Raw genomic sequence first — 19,698 nt, 5'->3', positions numbered from 1 at the left:
GTCACGCCTGCTTTCCGGCGAGGCCCTGGGGCCGCCACACGAGTACTACGACGAGAGCCGCGAACGGGATCAGGGCGGCAACGGCCGGCACCCAGATGTTTCCGACGGTCTGGAGGATGCCGAGAGCCATACCGGCGACCATGGCCCCGCCCAGGCTGCCGGCTCCACCGACGACCACCACGATGAGGACGGTGATCAGGATCTGCATGCCCATGGTCGGACTGACTGATATGTACGGCGCCGCCAGTGCGCCAGCCAGTCCGGCCAGCGCCCCGCCCACGCAGACCACGATCAGGCTGACCCGGTCCACATTGATGCCCAGCACGGAGGCAGCCTGGACGTCGCGGCTGGCGGCCCGCACGTAGAGCCCTGTTCGCGTGTATCTGATCCAGGAGACCAGTGCGGCGGCCATCACCAGCGCGACGACGATCAGGAAGATCCTGTAGGTCGGGTAGGACGTGCCAAGGACGGACAGCGAGCCGGACAGTAACTCCGGCGGTGACACGGTGTGAGTCTGCTCTCCCCAGAGCAACACGATGCCCCGTTCGAGGATCATGCTCAACCCGAACGTAACCAGACCGACCTCGATATGGTTTCGGTGCTGGAGACGGCGGAAGAAGATCAGTTCCAAGCTGGCCCCGACGACGGCCAGGACGATCGGTGCGGCAACCAGCGCGACCCAGAACGAAACGTTGGCACTGACGCTCATGGCCACATAGGCGCCGGCCATATACAGCGACCCATGGGCGAAGTTCGTCACCCCGCGGAGTCCGTAGATCATGGCCAGCCCGGAACTGAGGACCATGTAGAGGGATCCGAGCGCAATGCCATTCAGTAGTTGTGCGATCATCAGCGGCTACACCTCACTTTCGTTGCCGCCGACCTACATGGTGCATGCGTCACTGGCTTCCGGGGTGGTGACGCTGGGGTCCGCGGTCTGCAGGATGTCGAACGCGAGACCGCCGTCGCCTTCAACCACCTCCCCGATATTCGAGGGGCGAAGCACCTGGTTGTCATCCGAGCGCACGGTGACCTCGCCGACGATTGAATCAAAGCTGAGATCCCTGAGCGCTTCGCGCACATCTTCCGTTTCCGCACTCTCAGCAGCTTCAATGCCGGCAAAAAGTGTCTGGGCAGCGAGGTAGTTATCCGCATGGACGTAATAAGGCTTTTCGTCGTACTCCGCTTCAAAACCTTCAACGAACGATTGGTTGGACTCGTTGGCTGCGCTGACGTCGTATCCCACATTGTTCTTGAATCCCACGATTCGGTCACCAAGAGTCTCGAACAGCGGTTCGCTCACCATGTTGAATCCCAGAACTGTGTCGAACTGATCGGTCAGGTCAAACTGGTCGGCCTGGTTCACGAACGCCACTCCGTCAGCACCGTATTCCACAGCGAACAATGCATCGGCGCCGCTGCTCTTGAGCCCAGTGATGTAGCTGCCGAACTCCGTGGTATTCAGCGGGGCGAACTGCTCCAAGACCACTTCCTTGCCCGCTGCCTCGGCAGCCTCGGTGAAAGCCGCTGCCGCATCGTGGCCGGTGGAGTAGTCAACAGCTTGAATAGCCCATTTGTCTCCCGGAAGATCCCCCAGCGAATCAGCCAGGGCGTTGATGTCCATGAGATTGGACTGGACGACACGGTACGCATTCGGCTTGCATGACTCTCCCGTCAGCGCGTCGTCTTTGCCATTGGAGTTGAAGGAAAGGGCATTTAGGCCCTCCAGCTGCTGGTTCACGGCATTGTGCTCGGTGGAGGTCATGATGCCGCCAATGAAATTCGCACCATCCTGCGTCACCGCTTCCCGAACGGCACTCAGCGTGGTGTTGGCCGTCGCGTCGGTGTCCTTGATGACCAATTCGACAGGCCTTCCGAGAATGCCGCCGTTGTCATTGGCCTCCTGAGCCGCATACTCCCACGCCTCCCGGGAGGCCGTGCCGAATTCTGCCAAGGCCCCGCTGGTCGGCGGGACGACGGCTATCTTGATCGGCTCACCGGAAGCACCACCTTCACTCCCCGCCTCGGTCGCGCCTCCACCGCTGCAGGAGGCCACCAACCCCATCACTGCCACAGCGGACAACGAGTACATAATCTTCTTCTTGGCTCCCACGGGAGGCTCCCTTGTTCAACGGTGCACGAGACGATCTGTGATGTGAATCACCCCAAGATAATCAAAGGACAGACCAAAAGCAACGATTGGCCAAACTTAATCGAAGCAGAGGTTTGGCCTGACCATTGATATTAATGACGCACGCTGGTTTCATGAGCAGAGAGTGATCCACTGCACGTCCCCATGGCATTCGAACTGCTCCTGGCCACATGAGCTGATTCCATCGGGGAGATCTGACGATGATCAAGGAGCTTCCATGAGCACAGCAGCCCTATCCCCGGTTCAGGCTCGCACCGGCCATCTGAACAGATGGTGGTACGTGGTCACCGGGTTCCTGACCCTTCTGTTCGGCACCAGCACCGTCAACGTCTTGTTCAACGTGCTGGGCGCGCCCATGACCGAAGAGTTCGGCTGGGAACGCAGCGTGATGACCAACGGCCTCTCCCTCGAGACGGTGCTCGTGGGCATCAGCATCGTGGCGCTCGGCTTCCTGATTGACCGCTACGGCCCTCGGCTCCCGTCCGTCCCCATGGCGATGGCCTTTGGCGTGGGCCTGATGTTGATGGCGGCCATGCCGAACAGCCAGTTCATGTTTTACCTGTTGTGCGCCGTCATCGGTGCCGGCGCCGGTGCCGTCAACCCGGTGGCCCACTCCACCGTGGTCAGCGCCTGGTTCAAAGACCGCCGCGGCTTGGCCCTGGGTATCCTCATGGCCGGCCTCGGGGCCTGCGGCGTCCTCATGCCCTACCTCGCCAACTGGGTCCTCGCCTGGGGCGGATGGCGCATGACCTTCCTCGTCATCGGTGCCCTCTGCACCATCATCCCCGCCGGTGTCTACGCGTTCATCACCCGGATGCCCGCGGACCACGAGGCCGAGCGTTTGGCGGCCCGGAAACGCGGCAAGATGGCGGGCGAGTCCTTGTGGACCATCGCGCGCAACTACCGCCAGTTCTGGCTGTTGTCCATCTCCATCTTCCTGGTCTCCTCCGCCACCTTCGGCCTCATGGGCCAGGTGGTCCCGATGACCACGGACAAAGGGATCGACCAGGTCATCGCCGTGGGTATCCTCTCCGTCCTCAGCCTGTCCTCGCTCTTCGCCCGGCTGGTGGTCGGCTTCCTGCTGGACCGCTTCTACGCGCCGGTGATCGGCACGATCATCTTCGCCCTCTGCGCGGTCGGTGTGTATTTCATGATCACGTCATCGAACACCGGCCTGCTGTTCCTCGCCTCGGTCCTCATCGGCCTGGGTTTGGGAGCCGAGGGCGACATAGCCGCCTACATGTGCAGCCGGTACTTCCCGAAGCACTCCTACGGACGCGTCCTGGGCTTCATCTACTTCCTGTATGCACAGGGCTCGGCCTTCGGCATCTTCCTGCTCGGCCAGATCTACGGTGCCACCGGTTCCTACCAGTCCGGGGCCCTGCCGATCATCCTGCTCGTGGGAGTGGCCATCGTCTGCCTACTGTTCATGGGCCCCTACCGCTTCACCCTGGACCACCAGAGCGCCAGCGCCGACAACGGTCCCGAGGCACCACACTCGGAGGAACTTTCGGACGAGACGACTTCCCCGAGACCGTAACAGGCCGCTACCCCCGGCGCTGTGTGGAAGAGGGGCTGACGGAATCCGTCAGCCCCTCTTCCACGTGTGGCCTCGGGCGCCAATACATTCGGTTGGCTGCATCCAACCTCAACGGTAGAGCGCGTCGATCTGTTCGGCGTATTCCTCGAGGACCGCAGGCCTGCGCAGCTTCATGGTCGGGGTGATCTCTGGACCTCCCGGTTGCCACAACCGATCGGCAACCAGAAAACCTCTGATCCTTGCAGCTTTCGGCAGGTGAGCATTGGCCTCGGCAACGGCCCGTTCGATCTCCTGATGCACAGCAGGGTGCCTGCTGAGTTGCGCAACGCCCCCTTCCAATCCGTGCACGCTGGCGAACTCAATCAGGGCATCTTCATCCAGGCCCACGACGGCGGTGACGAACCTCCGGCGGTCGGCGACGGCCATGACATGGGCCACCAGGTCCGTGGCACCCACCAGGGCGCCCTCCACTTGCGCCGGCGCGATATTCGCGCCGGTGGCGGTGACCATCAGGTCCTTCTTCCGTCCGGTCACGGAGAGGTACCCGCCCTCATCGATGACGCCCAGGTCCCCGGTATGCAACCAGCCGTGTTCATCGACCGGATCCTCCGGGGTGTCCGGTCCGGGCAGGTAGCCGGAGTAAAGGTTGCGGCCCCGGATCAGGATCTCGCCGTCCGCGTCGATGCTGCCCTCAACCCCATCCAGGAGAATGCCCACACTGGAAAGCTTGAGCTTTTCCGGCGGGTTCATGGTGCACATGATCGCCTCGGACATCCCCCAGATGTTTCCCACGGGCAGGCCGATGGCGGAGAACAGCTCGAGGATATCCGATGAGGACGGGGCCGTGGCCACACCGCGGTATTCGGTCCGCTCCAGGCCCAGCTCGGCCCGGATCGGGGCCAGCAAGGCGAGCCGTTGATCTTGCTCATCGGTGGAACCGTGCTGTCCGGTCTCCTGCTCACGGCGCACATGATCCAGGCTCGCTTTAAAGGTAGCGCTCAGCCCGGCTGCCTCGATCAGGCGATGAGTTGTGGCAGCCAGCTTCTCGTAGACCCTGGGCACGGCGAAGAACCGGTCGGGCCGGACTCGGAGGACCTCGTCATACAGGGTGGCCGGGTCCGCGACGCTGCGGATGCTCAGACGGAAAGCGAGTCCCTGGTAGTGGCTCATGAATCGCTCGGCGATGTGTGCCGTGGGCAGGAAGGACAGGACTTTTCCGCCGACACCGATGGGGGCGATGGCGTCGGTGGAGGCGAGGGAACTGACGATGGCCCGGTGCGAGAGCCGCACCCCTTTGGGAGTGCCGGTGGTTCCGGAGGTGAAGATCAAGGTGGCGATGTCCTCGGGATCCCCAGGGCCGGCGTCGGGCAACTGTGATGCCCGTCCGGCCTGCACGACTTCCTCGAGGGACACCGCTCCCGATGCCGTGTCCGCGGAGGAAGCGGCCGGTGATGAGCCGAGGAGCACGACGCGGATTCCGAGGCTCCCCGCGTCCGCGGCGGCCGCATGGGCTACCTTCAAGTGTTCGGGTGCGGTCACGATGACTCGGGCGCCGGAGAGCCTCAGCAGTAGACCATGCCGGTCAGACGGGTCCTCGGGGGACAGCGAGAAGGGTACGCCCCGCGCGAGCAATACCGAGGTGTCCACGAGATGGAACTCGGGACTGGGACCGATGAGGAGTGCGACGGCATCCCCGGGCCCTAATCCCAGGGCACGCCATCCGGAGGCCATGGAAGAAGTAATCTCCCGGTACCGCTGCCACGTGAAGGTTGCGGAGTTCCCAGAGAGGGCCACAGCCGTAGGGTCCTCCGCTGCAGAGCGGAGGAACAGCGTACCGAGCGTGTCCTCTGGCCTGATCCGGCCGTCGCCGTCGGTGGTCTGCGAGGCCTTCGGTTCTGTCATGATGCAGCCCTTCGTACTGGTGGCCCACATGGCGGCGAATCCCGCGAGTGGACTGGACTCAGGCGGGTTCAGTCGAAGTAGGCCACCACGGCCTCCGCCACGCAGGCGGGACGACTGGCAACTGTGCCATCCGGATATCGCAGCTCGAAAGCCTGGTTGAGGTGGAAGGCGCTGCCGCCCTCGATCGGCCTCACCCGTTCCAGTCGCAACACCATCCGGATCGAGGAGTCGACTGGAACCGGTTCTAGGAACCGGACCTTGTCGAAGCCGTAGTTCAGCACCCGGGAGTGGTTGGTGACGGCGAAGAGCTCCTGGATGAACATCGGCCCGAGGGCCAGGGTCAGCAGTCCGTGGGCGATGGTCCCGTCCAGACCCTGTGCCCTGGCCGCCTCCGCCTCGAGGTGAATCCGCTCGGTGTCCCCGGTCGTTCCGGCGAAGGCCGCGATGGTGTCCTGGTCCAGGATGTGCCACCCGGTGGTCCCGATCTCCTGTCCTTCCACATCCCGTAGCTCCGCCATCGTCAGATGACGCCGGGCCACGGTTCAGGCCTCCGCCGTGGTGGAATCCAGCGTGGGCTTGTACTCGTAGGACGAGGACCGGGTCAGCGCGTACTCGAAGATCCCGTAGCCCACCTGGCCGTCCCAAGTGAACGTCGAGCTCCGGTCGGTCAGCGCGGAGTCCAAGGTCTTGGCGCTCACGGAGCCGTCCAGCGGGTACACGTCGTATTCCTCGTGGTCGCGCCCTCGGACCTTGCCATGGTGTCCGCCGTATCCGCCGCCGGCCATGTACCCTCCCCCGCCGGTCGCGTCCGCGTCCACGCGGTAGGTGCGGCCTGCCGCCGTGGTCACCTGCACGGTGCCGGAGACCAGGTCGTTGTCGTCTGTGAAAGCCAGGTCGTGGACCACGCCGGTGACGTCGTCCACCTCGCCGTCCTCGTGCATGACGGCGCCCTCGAGTAGGATCCGACCGCTCTCGCGGTCCTCCACCAGCAAGAAGCCGATGGCGCGGTCCGGGAACTGGGCCTGGTACCAGATATGCAGTCCCTGCCCGCCGGACATGGTGCGGACCCCGCGAGAGCGGTCGCGGACGCCATACCAACCCGCGACCGACTGAGATTCTCCGTCCAGAGTCAGGGTGCCCTCGTAGCGGCCGGGCTGGAACAGGTGGTCGAAGGAAGTCGTGTTCCCGTCGGCGTTCTCCACGTCCACGGAGCCGAGCCAGTACGGGGCCCGGGCCTTCCAGGTCAGGTCCAGCTCCAGGCCGGTGCGGTTGGCGCCGAGGACTAGGCGCCAGATCTTGTTGTCCTCCACCGTCTCCCAGCGCAACGGTCCGACGGAGGCTCCGTCGGTGGCGGAGAGCTCAGTGGAGAAGCGTAGGTTGCGCTGCTCCGTAGGGGTGGAGAGCACCACGAACCCGTCGGCCACGTCCCGGGGCGGATAGGCACCGGCACCCAGGACGAGTGAGGGGCTGGTGCCGTCGTCGGGGTGCAGGTTGAACATGAACCGGTCGAAGAACTTCTCCGGCATGTCGGTGGTGGTGGTGGTGATCATCGCGTCGTCGAAATCAGTACTCATGGTGCTCCTCGGTGCGGTGCCGCCGGCTCGCGGGGTGAGAGGCCAGCGTCGTCGGTGTCGATTCGGTTCGGTGTCAGGCCTATGCCAGCCCCGCGGTCTCCCGGGCCTCAGCCAGGAAGCTGTCCACGAGACCGGGCGTGAGGTAGTACTCGTCTTCCCCACGGCGGCGGCTGTACTCGTACAGCGCGGCCAGCTTCCACAGGGCCAGGGTGACGTACCAGTCCAGGTGGGTCAGGTCTGCCCCGGTCTGTTCGGCATAGCGCTCGGCAAGTTCGGCACGGCCGGGGTAGCCCTCCTCGAGCATGGCCGCGCCCAGGTCCTCGGTGGGGGTTCGGGCGTGGCCGGGCTCTGGTACGGAGGACAGGAAGTACCCCAGGTCGAAGAGGGGGTCGCCCAGGGTCGCCAGTTCCCAGTCCAGGATGGCGATGACCCGGCCGGGAGCATCGGGCGAGATCATCGTGTTGCCGATGCGGTAGTCGTTGTGGATGACCGCCTCCCCGGACTCTGCGGGAACGTTGGTGGCCAACCAGTCGTAGACGGCGTCGAAATCCGCCGGCAGGTTGCCCGCGGCGTCCTGGACCAGCCGGGCCATCCGCTTCAGGTGCCGGGCGTTGAAACCTTCGGGCCGCCCGAGGTCGTCCAGCCCGGCGGCCCGGTAGTCCGTCTGATGCAGCCGGGCCAGGTTGTCCACCAGGGAGTGGGCGATGTTGAGCCGCTGCTCCGGGGTGGCGAGGGCCTCCGGCGTGGAGGTCGTGACCACGTGGCCGCTCGCGAAGGACATGACGTAGAACGGCACGTCCAGCACCTCGCCCTCCTGCGCGGTGGCCAGCACCTCCGGCACGGGATAGCCCGTGCCGTGCAGGCCGGACAGGAACCGGGCCTCCCGGAGCATGTCGTTCGCCCCCGGCGGCAGCGGGGGCGGCGGGGGCCGGCGCACGACGACGGACGCCTCGCCGTTGGTGATGAGGAAGGTCAGGTTGGAATGTCCGTCACCGATCGGCTTCGACCTCAGTGGGCCGGACATCACCCCGCGGTCCTCGAGAAAACAGGCCAAGTCGGCCAGGGTCTGCTCGGTCCAGTCCCAGACCAGTTCCCGGTTATCAGTGGGTGTCATGACTCGTTCCATCTCAGCGCCCGGTGAACTGGGGCGCACGCTTCTCCTTGAACGCCGCCAGCGCCTCGGGCATGTCCTCGGTACGCGTCATCAGTGCCTGTCCCCGGTTCTCCAGTTCCAGGGCCGCCGCGTAGGAGGTGATCTCCTGATTGCGCTGGATGGCCCGCTTGGACATGCGCACGCCTCCCGGCGAGTTCTCCGAAATTTGCTGGGCCATCATCAGGGCGGCGTCGAAGAGTTCCTCGGTCGGCACGATCCTGTTGACCAGCCCGATCCGTTCAGCTTCCTCGGCCTTCACGATCCGGCCCGTGTAGCCGATCTCGGCGGCGCGGCCCGGGCCGATCAACCGGGTGAGGTTGTAGGAGGTCCCCAGCTCGCCCACGGACAGCCCGACCTTGACGAAGGCAGCGCTGAACTTGGCGGTCGGCGCGGCCAGCCGGATGTCCGCGGCCAGGGACAGGGCCAGCCCGCCACCGGTCGCGGGCCCGTGGATGGCCGCGATGACGGGGAACGGCAGGTGCCGGATGCCTTGGATTCCTCCGGTGGCGGTCTCCTGGAACTTGAGGAATTCCCGGACGCCCATAGTGGTGATCACGTCGATCTCGTCCAGGTCGAATCCGGCGCAGAAGGCTTTCTCCCCGGCACTGGTGAGGATCATGGCTCGCGCGCCGCTGTCCCGCAGGGCGCGGGCGGCGATGCCGTACTCCGTGAACATCTGCACGGTCTGCGAGTTCATCCGGTCCGGCCGGTTCATCCGGAGGACCACGATGTCCCCGGGGAGTTCTTCCACGGTCAGGGTTTCCAGCTGGGGGATCTGCAGGTTCATGTCTCTCGTCTTTCGTCGCTCGGGGTGCCTGAGTGGCAGATAGGTGTCGGGCCTCAGGCCCCGATGAAGTTCGGCTGGCGCTTCTCCTTGAAGGCGGCCAGCGCCTCGGACATATCCTGGGTACGGGTCAGCAATGCCTGGCCGCGGTTCTCCAGTTCCAGGGCTCCTGCGTAGGACGCAGCCTCCATATTGGCCTGCAGTGCCCGCTTGGACAGCTGGACCCCGGTGGGCGAGTTCCCGGTGATGGACACGGCCAACTCCACGGCGGCGGCCACCACCTCGCCGTCCGGGTGGACACTGGTGGCCATACCCAGCCGCAGCGCCTCCTCGGAACCCACCTGGCGTCCCGTGTAGGCGATCTCGGCCGCATGGCCGGGGCCGATCAACCTCGTCAGCAGCCAAGAAACGCCCAGGTCGCCCGCGGTCAGGCCGATCTTGACGAACGCCGCGTTGAAACGTCCGGATTCGGAGACCAACCGGATGTCCGCGGCCAAAGCCAGGGACATGCCGCCGCCGGCCGCCGGGCCGTTGACGGCCGCGATGAAGGGGATGCGGATGCTGCGCAGGGCCAGCAGGGCCCGGGCGGCACGTTCCTGCTGGTCGAGCATGCCCATGGCACCCAGGTTCGGCAGGTCGTCGGCATCCTTGAGGTCATAACCCGAGCAGAAGGCCTTACCGGCGCCGGTCATCACCAAAACTCGGATGTCATCGTCGTCGTCGATGGCCCACGCCAACTCCTCGAACTCCCGGAACATGGTGTTGGTCATGGCGTTGTAAGTCTCGGGGCGGTTGAGCGTCATCACCACCACACCGGGGGCCCGCTCATCCAGGGTGAAGGTCTCGTATGTGGTCTCAGTGGTCTTCATGGTCGCTCCGTGGCAGTTCAGGCCCGCGCCTCGGCGGGCGAATCGGTGGTCGTTTCGGTGGTCTCGGTCCCGTTCGCGATCGCAGTTCCCGCGTCTTCCCCGGCGGCGGTCTCAGCATCGACGACGGCACCGGACTTCAGCCATTCGGCAATCCTCCACGTCGGTGTCCCCCAATCGGCGAGGACTCCCTCAGTGTGCTCGCCGGGCAACGGCGGCGGCGCGGTCACGGTCGCGGGGGTGCGGCTGAACCGCGGAGCCGGGGCCGGCTGTGCCACACCGTCGATCTCGGTGAAGGATTCGCGGGCCCGGGCATGCTCCGAGCGGGTGGCCTCGTCCATGGTCAGCACGGGATGCAGGCAGGCATTGTGGCCCCGTGCCGCGGTGACCCACTCGTCCCGGGTGCGGGTGCGGAAGCGGTCCGCAATGACCTCTTTGAGGGCCGGCCACGCCGCCTCGTCATACTGGCTGCCGGGCAGCGACGCCTCGTCCAGCTCGAGGACGGTCAGCAAGTCCGCATAAAAGTGCGGTTCCATCGCGCCCACGGCGACCCAGCCGCCGTCGGAGGTCTCGTAGCTGTCATAGAACGGTGCGCCGCTGTCCACGAGGTTCGCGCCGCGCTCCTGGCGCCAGTCGCCAGTGGGCATGAACCCGAAGAAGGCGGTGCCGAGCAGCGCAGCCCCGTCCACCATGGCCGCGTCGATGACCTGCCCCTCCCCGGATCGCTCGGTCTCCCACAGCGCGGCCAGCACGCCCATGGCCAACAGCATGCCACCGCCGCCGAAGTCGCCTAGCAGGCTCAGCGGCGGGGTGGGCGGTGCGTCCTTGCGCCCTATGAGGGACAGCAGCCCCGAGGTGGCGATGTAGTTGATGTCATGGCCTACGTCCTGGGCCAGCGGACCGTCCTGGCCGAAGCCGGTCATCCTGCCGTAGATGATCCGTGGATTGCGTAGGAAGCAGTCCTCCGGCCCGATGCCGAGCCGCTCGGCCACCCCAGGCCGGAAGCCTTCGATGACCACGTCGGCGCGTTCGGCCAGGTCAAGGACGACGCCGGCCCCGTCCGGATGCTTCAGGTCCACCGCCACGGAACGGCGGCCCCGGTGCATGACCTCTTTGCGGAAGTCGTGGTTCGGCCCGGGCAGGCTGGCCCCGTGGGCCCGGTCGACCCGGACCACGTCGGCACCGAGATCGGCCAGGACCATGGCCGCGAAAGGTCCCGGTCCCATGCCGCCGATCTCCAGGACCTGGAGGCCTGCGAGCGGTCCTGTGAACGATCGTTCCGGAGTGGTCATGGTGTCCCCTGGTCCCTTCTGGTGGATGGCTGGTCGGTCGCTGGCGGTCACCCGGTCGAAACCCGGCGACTGCTCGCGGGGAGGTTCAGGCGAAGTCCGGCTTGCGCTTGGTGATGAAGGCTTCGATGCCCTCGGCGGCCTCACCGTGTTCGAAGAGACCCTGCTCCTGCTCCAGTTCCACCAGTGCGCCCTCGGAGAAGGGCAGGTCATAGGCGGCGTCGACCGAGCGGATGCCGGCCAGCTGTGCCGGCAACGAGGCCCCGGCGAATTCGTCGGCGAGCGCGAGGGCTGCCTCCAGGACATCGCCGTCGGTGGAGCGGTCCACGAGTCCGATCTCCGCCGCCTCGGCAGCGGGGACCTTACGGGCGGTGAGGATGATGTCGAGCGCCTTGCCACGGCCGACGAGCCGCGGTAGCCGCTGGGTGCCGCCTGCGCCGGGAATCAGCCCGATATTGACCTCCGGCAGGCCGTACCGCGCCTGGGCGCCGCCCACCCGGAAGGTGCAGGCCATGGCAAGTTCCATGCCGCCACCCAAGGCGAGACCGTCGACGGCGGCGATGCTGATGAACGATGCGGATTCGATGCGGTCGTTGGCGGCCCGCATCTGGTTGCCGTAGGCGGTGAAGGATTCGGCATTGATGGTGCCTAGATGCTTGATGTCCGCACCGGCTGCGAAGAAGCCGTCGATGGCGGAGCGAATGACCATGACCTTGATATCCCCGGCGGCCTCGGCTGCGTCACAGGCGGATTGCAACCCGTCCAGCAGGGGAATGCCGAGCGCATTGGCCGGTCCGCGGTCCATGGTCACCACCATGGTCCCGGGACGCACGATCTCCCACGTCACCACGTCGGTAGCCAGCTCAGCCGTCATCAGTACCTCCGGATCAAGAAAAGTATGCTTATGGTCTGACCGTACTGTGTAGAGCACGGTTTGTGAAGACCAGGCCCTGCCACTCCCACCCGTTTTCCGGTACCGGTCAGTAGTCTGGCGTGACAGAGACCACCGGGTACAGCAGAAAGGCCTCCCATGACGCAGCAGTCCGCCGCAGACACCTTCCGACAGGCCCGCGACCAGCTCCTTGCCTGCCGGACCGAGCCGGAGACCGCCCAACGCACCTTCCAGTGGCCCCGGTTCGAGCACTTCAACTTCGCCTCAGACTGGATCGATGACATCGCGTCCGGCCCCCGCGCGGAACAGCCCGCCCTGGTCATCGTCGAGGAGGACGGTGCCGAGGAACGCCGCAGCTACCGCGAACTGGCAGCCCGGTCGCATCAGGTGGCCGCGTGGCTGTCCGGCGTCGGCGTGCAACGCGGGGACCGGATCATCGTGATGCTCGGCAACCAGGTCGAGTTGTGGGAGGTCATGTTGGCTTGTTTCCGCCTCGGCGCCCCGGTGATCCCCTCCACCGTGATGCTCGGACCGGCCGACCTGGCGGACCGGGTCGAGCGAGGCCAGGCGACTTGGGTGGTCACCACCGGGGCCGACGCCGCCAAGTTCGATGCGGTCCCCGGGGACTACCAACTGGTGCAGATCGGTGACCGCCCGGGCAGCGATCCTGCCGGCGGCGGGCACCCAGTCCACGACTGGCAGGACTCCTTCTCCGCCCCCGAGGAGTTCCACCTCGACCAGCCGACCCGGGCCGATGAGACGCTGCTGCTGTACTTCACCTCGGGGACCACCTCCAAGGCCAAGCTGGTGGAGCACACCCATACTTCCTATCCGGTGGGGCACCTGTCCACCATGTACTGGATCGGCCTCGAGCCCGGAGATGTACATCTGAACGTGGCCTCCCCCGGCTGGGCCAAGCACGCCTGGTCGAACTTCTTCGCCCCGTTCATCGCTGAGGCCACCGTGTTCCTCTACAACTACGGCCGCTTCGACGCGAAGGCCCTGATGAACCAGTTGGAGCGCGAGTCCGTCACGAGCTTCTGCGCCCCGCCCACCGTCTGGCGGATGCTGATCCAGGCCGACCTGTCCCAGCTGAAGACCCCGCCGACCAAGATCGTGGCGGCCGGCGAGCCGCTCAACCCGGAGGTCATCGCCCAGGTCGAGAAGGCCTGGGGCACCCAGATCCGCGACGGCTTCGGCCAGACGGAGTCCACCCTCCAGGTGGCCAACACCCCGGGCCAGCCCGTGCGCCCCGGTGCCATGGGGCGCCCGCTGCCCGGCTACGACGTGGTGCTGATCGACCCGGACACGGACGAGGAGTCCGCCGAGATGGGGGAGCTGTGCCTGCGGCTTGACCCCCGGCCGGTCGGACTGACCCCCGGCTACTGGGGCGATCCCGAGAAGACGGCGTTCGCGTTCCGGAACGGGATCTACCACACGGGCGACCTGGTCTCCCGGGATGAGGACGGGATCATCACCTATGTGGGCCGCAATGACGACGTCTTCAAGGCCTCCGACTACCGGCTCTCGCCCTTCGAACTCGAGTCCGCGGTGATCGAGCACCCCGCCGTGGCCGAGGTGGCCGTGGTGCCCTCCCCCGATCCGATCCGGCTGGCCGTGCCCAAGGCGTACATCCGGCTCGCCGAGGGCTGGGAGCCCACCGAGGAGACCGCGAAGGCCATCCTGCAGCACTGCCGCGAGCACCTGGCCCCGTACAAGCGGATCCGGCGTCTTGAGTTCCACGACCTGCCCAAGACCATCTCGGGGAAGATCCGCCGGGTCGAGCTGCGCCGCCGGGAGGACGAGGTCCATCCCGACGGCGGCGCGTCCGCACTTGCAGCCAACTCCACCGAGCAAGTGGTCGAGTACACGGACGAGCTATTGCGCTAGGACGTGTGGGTGGTCATCTACCGTGACGTTAGACGTCCTTACGCCACAGCAAATGACCACTCACGCAGAGGTGCTCTCCGCGCGCAGTTCATGCTTGAGGACTTTTCCGGTGGTGTTGCGAGGCAACTCGTCCACCAGCCGCAGCTCAAGGGGCAGCTTGTAACGGGCCAGCCTCGCACCGGCGAAGTCACGGAGTGTCTCGAGGTCCAGTTCGGCGCCGTCCTTCAAGGCCACCACCGCGACCACGCGTTCGCCCCAGCGCTCATCGGCGGCTCCGATGACGGCGACCTCGGACACGGCCGGGTGACCGTAGATCGCGTCCTCGACCTCGGCGGAGTAGACGTTCTCCCCACCGCTGATGATCATGTCCTTCAGGCGGTCGACGATGTAGAAGTAGCCATCCTCGTCCTGGTAGGCGACGTCCCCGGTGCGGAACCATCCGTCGCCGCCCTGCGCGGCCGCCGTCGCCTCCGGCAGGTTCCAGTACCCGGGGGTGACGGTGTCCCCGCGGACGCACAGCTCGCCGCGGACTCCCGGCTCGGTGATCGGCTCGCCGCTGAAGTCGACAAGCCGGACCTCGTTGAGCAAGCCCGCCGTCCCGCAGGATCCCAGCTTGTCGAGGGCCTCCTCGGTTCCGAGGAAAGTGGCCCCGGTGGCCACCTCAGTCTGGCCCCAGCACTGGCTCACGGGGATGCCCCGCGAACCATAGAGCCGCAGCAGGGATTCCGGCACGGGAGCGGCGCCGGCCACGACGATGCGGATGCTGGACAGGTCGGCTGAGTCGAAGCGCTCGTGCCGGCTGATGCCCTGCATCATGGCCGGGACCAGGAACAGCGAGGTCACCCGGTACCGTTCCACGTCATCGAGCAACAGACCGGGGTCGAACTTCTCGTGGATGATGACGTGGGCACCGGCCATGAGCATCGGCAGGGTCATGACGCACATGCCGCCGGAGTGGAACAGGGGTGCTGAGGTCAGGGCCACATGGTCAGAGCCGTAGCCCACCGAGAGCATCCAGTTGACGTTGTTCGTCCACAGGTTCCGGTGTGAGAGGACGGCGCCCTTGGGGTTGCCGGTGGTGCCGGAGGTGTAGACAATCACACCCGGGAAGTCCGGGTCCACGGGAGCCTCCTGAACGTGCGGACAGTCCCGGGCCAGCAGCTCGTCGATGCCCTGCCACCCCTCCGCACCCTCCCCGAACCGCAGGTAGGTCCGGACGTCGAGGTCGGCGCGGACCTCGTCCAGCGGGCCCGAGTGCGCCTCGTCGGAGATCAGCAACTGTGCGCCGCTGTCCCGGACGAAGTAGGCCAGCTCGTGGCCGGTGCACCGGAAATTCAGCGGCACGAAGATGGCCCCGAGGCGCGCGGTGGCGAACAGCGCGATGAGGAAGCGGCTGTGGTTGAACCCCACATAGGCGACCCGGTCCCCGGGTTCGACCCCGGAGGCGGCCAGCATGTCGGCGAAGGCCTCTATCTCGGCCTGAGCTTGGGCGAAGGTCAGGGTCCGGCCGGCGAAGGAGATCGCATCTCGGGATCCATCCCTTTCGGCGCGGCGGCGGAACCAGGTGGCCAGTCCGAGGGCGTGCATGGCGGTCCTCACGTAGGTGGTGAACGGTCTGGGACAGTGGCAGTGGCAGGGGAAGCGCCGGGATCCCGGTTCAGGCCCGGCGGGGGAACCTCGAGAAGTCGGGTTCCCGTTTGGCCTTGAACGCCTCGCGCCCCTCCTGGGCCTCCTCCGTGCCGTAGAACAGCAGGTTGGCGTCATGGGCCAGCTGCTGGATGCCCGCGAAGCCGTCTTCGGCCGCGTGGAAGGAGGCCTTCATGAGGCGCAGCGCGTACGGGGACAAGGCCAGCATCTCGCGGCACCAGGACTGTGTCTGCTGCTCGAGCTGCTCCAGCGGCACCACGGTGTTGACGAGCCCCATCTCGAGGGCCTGCTCGGCGGTGTACTGACGGCACAGGAACCAGATCTCCTTGGCCTTGCGCGCCCCCACCAGTTCAGTCAGGAGGGAGGCGCCGAAGCCGCCGTCGAAGGAGCCGACGCGCGGACCGACCTGTCCGAAGCGGGCGTTGTCCGCGGCGATGGACAGGTCGCACACCATCTGCAGGATGTGGCCGCCACCGATGGCCCAGCCGGCGACCATGGCCACGATCGGTTTGGGACACCGGCGCATCTGCACGTGCAGGTCGGTCACGTGGAACCGCCCCGTGGCCCCCGGTGCCGTCTGATATCCGCTGTTCCCCCGCACACGCTGGTCCCCGCCGGAACAGAAGGCCTGGTCACCGGCCCCGGTGAGGATGATGACGCCGACGGATTCGTCCTCGCGGGCGATCACCAGTGCCTCTGAGACCTCGATCAGCGTCTGGGGCCGGAAAGCGTTGTGCACCTCGGGGCGGTCGATGGTGATCTTGGCGATGCCGTCGGGCGTGGTCTCGTAGCGGATGTCCTCGTAGGTCCCAGAGGCAGTCCAGGTCTCCGGCGCAGTCGTCTCGGTCATGACGCGGCTCAGGCCATCGTCAGTCCGCCGGAGACGGACAGTGTCTGACCGGTGATGAAGCCCGCGCCCTCAGAGGCGAAGAAGGCCACAGCCGGACCGATGTCCTCGGGGGTGCCCAGGCGCTTCATCGGCACGCCGCGCTTCATCCCGTTGATGACCTTGTCCGCGTCGTCGCCGGCACCGTCCGCGAACTTACGCAGAGCGGGGGTGTCCGTGGGGCCGGGGCAGACTACGTTCGCGGTGACGCCCTGGGTGGCCACCTCGCGGGCGAGGGTCTTGGTGAAGGCGATGACCCCGCCCTTGGCGCCGGAGTACACGGCCTCGAGCGAGGATCCGACGCGGCCGGCGTCGGAACCGATGTTGATGACTCGGCCGTAGCCGCGCTCGATCATGCCCGGGACAATCGCCTTGATGGTGCGCAGGTGGCCCTTGAAGTTCAGGTCCACGATCTTGTCCCAGAACTCCTCGGTGGTGTCCAGGAAGGGCATGAAGTCGTCCCAGCCGGCGTTGTTGACCAGCACACTGATCGGCCCGGACTGGGCCTCGGCCTGCTGGACCGCTTCGGCGACGGAGGCTGAGTCGGTCACGTTCATGGTCACGGCGGAGGCCTTCAGGCCGCGGCCGGTGAGCTCTTCGGCGGTGGCGGTGGCGACCTCCAGGTTGAGGTCGGCGATGACCACCGAGAACCCGGCCTCCGCCAGGGACGTGGTGATGCCCTTGCCGATGCCCTGGGCTCCTCCGGTGATCAGCGCGGTGCGTACTTCGGTCATGGTCGTGTTCCCTTCATGCGGTCAGGCGGTGGCGCCCGGCGTGGTCTTGATGCGTGGTGTCGATTGCGGTGGAGGCGTGCGCGGCGGGGGTGAGCCGATCAGGCCGCCGCCTCCCACTGGATGGGTCCGGCCACAATCGAGTGACTGGTCAGCTTGCGGCCCAGCACCTCCTGGGCGTGGCGGGCCGAGGTGATGAGGGCATCCAGGTCGATTCCGGTCTGCACGCCCATCTCGTGGAACATGCTGATGAGGTCCTCCGAGGCGATGTTGCCGGTGGATCCCTTGGGCACGGGGCAGCCGCCCAGCTCTCCGAAGCTGGATTCGAAGGACCGGCAGCCTGCCTCCAGCGCCGCGTAGGCGTTGGCCAGGCCCTGCCCCCGGGTGTTGTGGAAGTGCGCCGTCAGCTCGACGCCGGGCAGCCGGCGTGCGGCCTCGGTGAAGAAGCGATGCACGTAGGCCGGGTTGGCCATGCCCGTGGTGTCCCCGAAGCCCAGTTCGGTGGCACCGGACTCGGCGAACTCCTCGGCCAGGTCCAGCACCCGCTCCATGGGAATGTGGCCCTCGTAGGGGCAGCCGAAGGAGGTGGCGATGACGGCACCGTACTTGATGCCCTCGGCCGCGATCCGGCCGCCCATGGTCTTCACGTCGTCCATGGTCTCGCGGACGGTGCGGTTGATGTTCGCCTTGTTGTGGGATTCGGAGGCGCTGACGAACAGGGTGCAGGCGTCGAAGAGCTCCCGGATGGCCAGGGCGTTGTCCAGACCTTTGGTGTTGGGGATCAGCACCATGCGTTCCACCGACTCGGGCAGGTCGATGCCCTTCAGCACCTCGACCCCGTCGGAGAGCTGCGGAATGACGTCCGGACGCACGAAGCTGGCCACCTCGATCCGGGTGAGACCGGTCTGGCCGAGCTCATTGATCAGCCGGATCTTGTCCGCGGTGGGGATGGTCTCGGGCTCGTTCTGGAAGCCGTCCCGCGGGCCGACCTCGCGGATCGCCACGGTGCGGTCCTCGCCGGGGGTGGCGTTGGTGGTTGTCTCGGTCATGCCGGCACCTCTGCATTGCTCTGGTTGTACTGGTTGGTCTGACTGGTCTGATTGGTCTGGAGGTCGGCTGCGCACGCCAGCTCGTCTCGGTGCTCCTCGGCCGCGATGGCGATCAGGGCGCGGGCGCGAGCCCGCTCCGTCAGCCCGGTCAGCACGGCTGCGCCGTGCTCGGTGACCACCACGTCGACGTCGGCGCGCGCGGTGGCGACCAGGCCGCCGTCGAGCTCGGGGCGGATGGTGGAGGCTCCACGGCTGGTGGACCGCAGCGCGATGATGGACCGAGCCCCGGTCAGGGCGGCGGCCCGGCTGAAGTCGGCCTGGCCGCCGATCGCACCGAGGAAGCGTCCGCCGACGCGTTCGGATCCGACTTGGCCGGACAGATCGACTTCCAGGGCGGAGTTGATCGAGACGAGACTGCCGAGTCGGGACAGCACGGCCGGGTCGTGGGTGTAGCTGGCCGGACGGAAGGACACGTCGAGCCCGTCGTCCTGCCGCCGGCCCTGCTGCTCGCCGAGCCGGCGGTAGAGCCCGGCGGAGCCGAGGGCGGAACCGGTGACGGCCACCCCGGAGTCGATCTCCTTGCGGGCACCGGTGGCCACGCCGGACTCGATGAGGTCGAGCACGCCGTCGGTGATCATCCCGGAGTGGATGCCGAGGTCACGGTGCCCGGACAGCGCCTGCAGGACCGCGTTCGGCAGGGTGCCGACGCCGATCTGCAGGGTGTCGCCGTCCTCGACCATCCCCGCCACGTGGGCCGCAATGGCCAGATCGACCTCGTCCGGGGCGCGGTGATCCATCTCGGCCAGGGGCCGGTCCACCTCCACGGTGGCGGCGAAGGCGGAGAGCGGCAGCCGGGGCGCGTCCTCAAGGAAGGGCATGGCGTGATTGATCTCCGCGATCAGCATCCGCGTGGACCCGATCGCGTCGCCGAAGTAATCGACGGCCACACCGAGGGACACCTCGCCGTTCCGGTTCGGCGGCGAGACCTGGACCATCCCGACGTCGGCCGGGAGCCTTCCCTGCGCGAAGAGCCGGGGCAACGCCGAATAGTTTGCCGGGATGACCTCCAGCCGTCCGGCGGCCGCGACCTTGCGCAATTGCCCGAGGGCGCCGTAGGACTCCATCTCGAGGCCATCCGGCAGGTCCCGGCCCAGGCACGGGTTGAGGCTCAGGCCGCTGAAGGCCCGGACGCGCTCGAGCCCGGAGGCCGGATCAGCCAGTGTGTCCAGCAGGGAGTCGACCAGAGACACCGGTTCCCCGGCTCCCTGCCCCCACCACACGCCCGGTACGGCACCGCTGGCGGACGCCTCCGCCAGCAGAGCGCTGAAATCGATGCGGGCCAT

General features: G+C 66.7%; 17 protein-coding genes. 2 read left to right on the top strand and 15 right to left on the bottom strand.

Annotation, left to right across the window (positions count from 1 at the left end; all coding sequences use genetic code 11):
• Position 1 precedes the first annotated feature (1 nt).
• Both BOSE125_RS00305 and BOSE125_RS00300 read right to left on the bottom strand, forming a co-directional pair.
• Entirely contained in the window at positions 2–850 is an 849-nt protein-coding gene (locus BOSE125_RS00305) for a branched-chain amino acid ABC transporter permease (RefSeq protein ID WP_159548472.1), read from the bottom strand.
• A 33-nt stretch (positions 851–883) separates the two neighbouring features.
• Positions 884–2,113 (bottom strand): ABC transporter substrate-binding protein, encoded by a 1,230-nt coding sequence (locus BOSE125_RS00300; protein WP_159548469.1) that lies wholly within the window; start codon positions 2,111–2,113, stop codon positions 884–886.
• 256 nt (positions 2,114–2,369) lie between these two features.
• Between BOSE125_RS00300 and BOSE125_RS00295 the strand changes: the two genes are divergently transcribed.
• Positions 2,370–3,692 (top strand): MFS transporter, encoded by a 1,323-nt coding sequence (locus BOSE125_RS00295; protein WP_159548466.1) that lies wholly within the window; start codon positions 2,370–2,372, stop codon positions 3,690–3,692.
• A gap of 108 nt (positions 3,693–3,800) precedes the next feature.
• On the opposite strand, the gene BOSE125_RS00290 is transcribed toward BOSE125_RS00295, so the two are convergent.
• The 8 genes from BOSE125_RS00290 to BOSE125_RS00255 all read right to left on the bottom strand — a co-directional run bounded on the left by BOSE125_RS00290 (position 3,801) and on the right by BOSE125_RS00255 (position 12,134).
• Complete coding sequence (locus tag BOSE125_RS00290) at positions 3,801–5,594, bottom strand: long-chain fatty acid--CoA ligase (RefSeq protein WP_159548463.1); 1,794 nt, start codon at positions 5,592–5,594, stop codon at positions 3,801–3,803.
• A gap of 68 nt (positions 5,595–5,662) precedes the next feature.
• Positions 5,663–6,133 carry a MaoC/PaaZ C-terminal domain-containing protein gene (locus BOSE125_RS00285; RefSeq protein WP_201301097.1) on the bottom strand — a complete coding sequence of 157 codons (471 nt, stop codon included), beginning with the start codon at positions 6,131–6,133 and terminating at the stop codon, positions 5,663–5,665.
• Between the two features lie 3 nt (positions 6,134–6,136).
• Positions 6,137–7,168 (bottom strand): hypothetical protein, encoded by a 1,032-nt coding sequence (locus tag BOSE125_RS00280; protein ID WP_159548460.1) that lies wholly within the window; start codon positions 7,166–7,168, stop codon positions 6,137–6,139.
• A 79-nt stretch (positions 7,169–7,247) separates the two neighbouring features.
• Positions 7,248–8,282, bottom strand: a complete 1,035-nt coding sequence (locus BOSE125_RS00275) for a phosphotransferase family protein (protein WP_201301096.1) — start codon at positions 8,280–8,282, stop codon at positions 7,248–7,250.
• A 13-nt stretch (positions 8,283–8,295) separates the two neighbouring features.
• Complete coding sequence (locus BOSE125_RS00270; protein ID WP_159548457.1) at positions 8,296–9,108, bottom strand: enoyl-CoA hydratase/isomerase family protein; 813 nt, start codon at positions 9,106–9,108, stop codon at positions 8,296–8,298.
• Positions 9,109–9,161: 53 nt separating this feature from the next.
• On the bottom strand, positions 9,162–9,974 hold the full coding sequence (locus BOSE125_RS00265) for an enoyl-CoA hydratase/isomerase family protein (RefSeq protein WP_159548454.1): 813 nt from the start codon (positions 9,972–9,974) through the stop codon (positions 9,162–9,164).
• Positions 9,975–9,991: 17 nt separating this feature from the next.
• Positions 9,992–11,263, bottom strand: coding sequence for a CaiB/BaiF CoA-transferase family protein (locus tag BOSE125_RS00260; RefSeq protein ID WP_159548451.1), 1,272 nt, complete (start codon positions 11,261–11,263; stop codon positions 9,992–9,994).
• 85 nt (positions 11,264–11,348) lie between these two features.
• Positions 11,349–12,134: an enoyl-CoA hydratase/isomerase family protein gene (locus BOSE125_RS00255; protein ID WP_159548448.1), complete on the bottom strand. Its 786-nt coding sequence runs from the start codon at positions 12,132–12,134 to the stop codon at positions 11,349–11,351.
• A gap of 156 nt (positions 12,135–12,290) precedes the next feature.
• Here BOSE125_RS00255 and BOSE125_RS00250 point away from each other — a divergent pair, with 156 nt between their 5' ends.
• Positions 12,291–14,042 (top strand): AMP-binding protein, encoded by a 1,752-nt coding sequence (locus BOSE125_RS00250; protein ID WP_159548445.1) that lies wholly within the window; start codon positions 12,291–12,293, stop codon positions 14,040–14,042.
• A 60-nt stretch (positions 14,043–14,102) separates the two neighbouring features.
• Here BOSE125_RS00250 and BOSE125_RS00245 read toward each other — a convergent pair whose 3' ends face one another.
• From BOSE125_RS00245 to BOSE125_RS00225, 5 genes are all read right to left on the bottom strand, one after another.
• Positions 14,103–15,629 carry a long-chain fatty acid--CoA ligase gene (locus BOSE125_RS00245; protein WP_159548442.1) on the bottom strand — a complete coding sequence of 509 codons (1,527 nt, stop codon included), beginning with the start codon at positions 15,627–15,629 and terminating at the stop codon, positions 14,103–14,105.
• A gap of 70 nt (positions 15,630–15,699) precedes the next feature.
• Positions 15,700–16,539, bottom strand: coding sequence for a 1,4-dihydroxy-2-naphthoyl-CoA synthase (gene menB / locus BOSE125_RS00240; RefSeq protein WP_159548439.1), 840 nt, complete (start codon positions 16,537–16,539; stop codon positions 15,700–15,702).
• An 8-nt stretch (positions 16,540–16,547) separates the two neighbouring features.
• The gene (locus tag BOSE125_RS00235) at positions 16,548–17,309 is read right to left on the bottom strand and encodes an SDR family NAD(P)-dependent oxidoreductase (RefSeq protein ID WP_159548436.1); all 762 of its coding nucleotides are present in this window, start codon (positions 17,307–17,309) and stop codon (positions 16,548–16,550) included.
• Between the two features lie 98 nt (positions 17,310–17,407).
• Positions 17,408–18,355: a hydroxymethylglutaryl-CoA lyase gene (locus BOSE125_RS00230; protein ID WP_159548433.1), complete on the bottom strand. Its 948-nt coding sequence runs from the start codon at positions 18,353–18,355 to the stop codon at positions 17,408–17,410.
• On the bottom strand, positions 18,352–19,698 hold the full coding sequence (locus BOSE125_RS00225) for an acetyl-CoA hydrolase/transferase family protein (protein WP_159548430.1): 1,347 nt from the start codon (positions 19,696–19,698) through the stop codon (positions 18,352–18,354). Before BOSE125_RS00225 ends, BOSE125_RS00230 begins: the two co-directional genes overlap by 4 nt.

Origin of the sequence: Citricoccus sp. K5, assembly GCF_902506195.1 — a bacterium.
Classification (GTDB): domain Bacteria; phylum Actinomycetota; class Actinomycetes; order Actinomycetales; family Micrococcaceae; genus Citricoccus.
This window is presented reverse-complemented; position numbering and strand designations above follow the sequence as displayed.

Coding starts and splice junctions, on each gene's coding strand:
- BOSE125_RS00275 (WP_201301096.1), bottom strand. CDS start 8,282: ATGACACCCACTGATAACCGGGAACTGGTCTGGGACTGGACCGAGCAG.
- menB (WP_159548439.1), bottom strand. CDS start 16,539: ATGACCGAGACGACTGCGCCGGAGACCTGGACTGCCTCTGGGACCTAC.
- BOSE125_RS00295 (WP_159548466.1), top strand. CDS start 2,370: ATGAGCACAGCAGCCCTATCCCCGGTTCAGGCTCGCACCGGCCATCTG.
- BOSE125_RS00250 (WP_159548445.1), top strand. CDS start 12,291: ATGACGCAGCAGTCCGCCGCAGACACCTTCCGACAGGCCCGCGACCAG.
- BOSE125_RS00270 (WP_159548457.1), bottom strand. CDS start 9,108: ATGAACCTGCAGATCCCCCAGCTGGAAACCCTGACCGTGGAAGAACTC.
- BOSE125_RS00290 (WP_159548463.1), bottom strand. CDS start 5,594: ATGACAGAACCGAAGGCCTCGCAGACCACCGACGGCGACGGCCGGATC.
- BOSE125_RS00255 (WP_159548448.1), bottom strand. CDS start 12,134: ATGACGGCTGAGCTGGCTACCGACGTGGTGACGTGGGAGATCGTGCGT.
- BOSE125_RS00235 (WP_159548436.1), bottom strand. CDS start 17,309: ATGACCGAAGTACGCACCGCGCTGATCACCGGAGGAGCCCAGGGCATC.
- BOSE125_RS00265 (WP_159548454.1), bottom strand. CDS start 9,974: ATGAAGACCACTGAGACCACATACGAGACCTTCACCCTGGATGAGCGG.
- BOSE125_RS00280 (WP_159548460.1), bottom strand. CDS start 7,168: ATGAGTACTGATTTCGACGACGCGATGATCACCACCACCACCACCGAC.
- BOSE125_RS00245 (WP_159548442.1), bottom strand. CDS start 15,629: ATGCACGCCCTCGGACTGGCCACCTGGTTCCGCCGCCGCGCCGAAAGG.
- BOSE125_RS00230 (WP_159548433.1), bottom strand. CDS start 18,355: ATGACCGAGACAACCACCAACGCCACCCCCGGCGAGGACCGCACCGTG.
- BOSE125_RS00305 (WP_159548472.1), bottom strand. CDS start 850: ATGATCGCACAACTACTGAATGGCATTGCGCTCGGATCCCTCTACATG.
- BOSE125_RS00225 (WP_159548430.1), bottom strand. CDS start 19,698: ATGGCCCGCATCGATTTCAGCGCTCTGCTGGCGGAGGCGTCCGCCAGC.
- BOSE125_RS00260 (WP_159548451.1), bottom strand. CDS start 11,263: ATGACCACTCCGGAACGATCGTTCACAGGACCGCTCGCAGGCCTCCAG.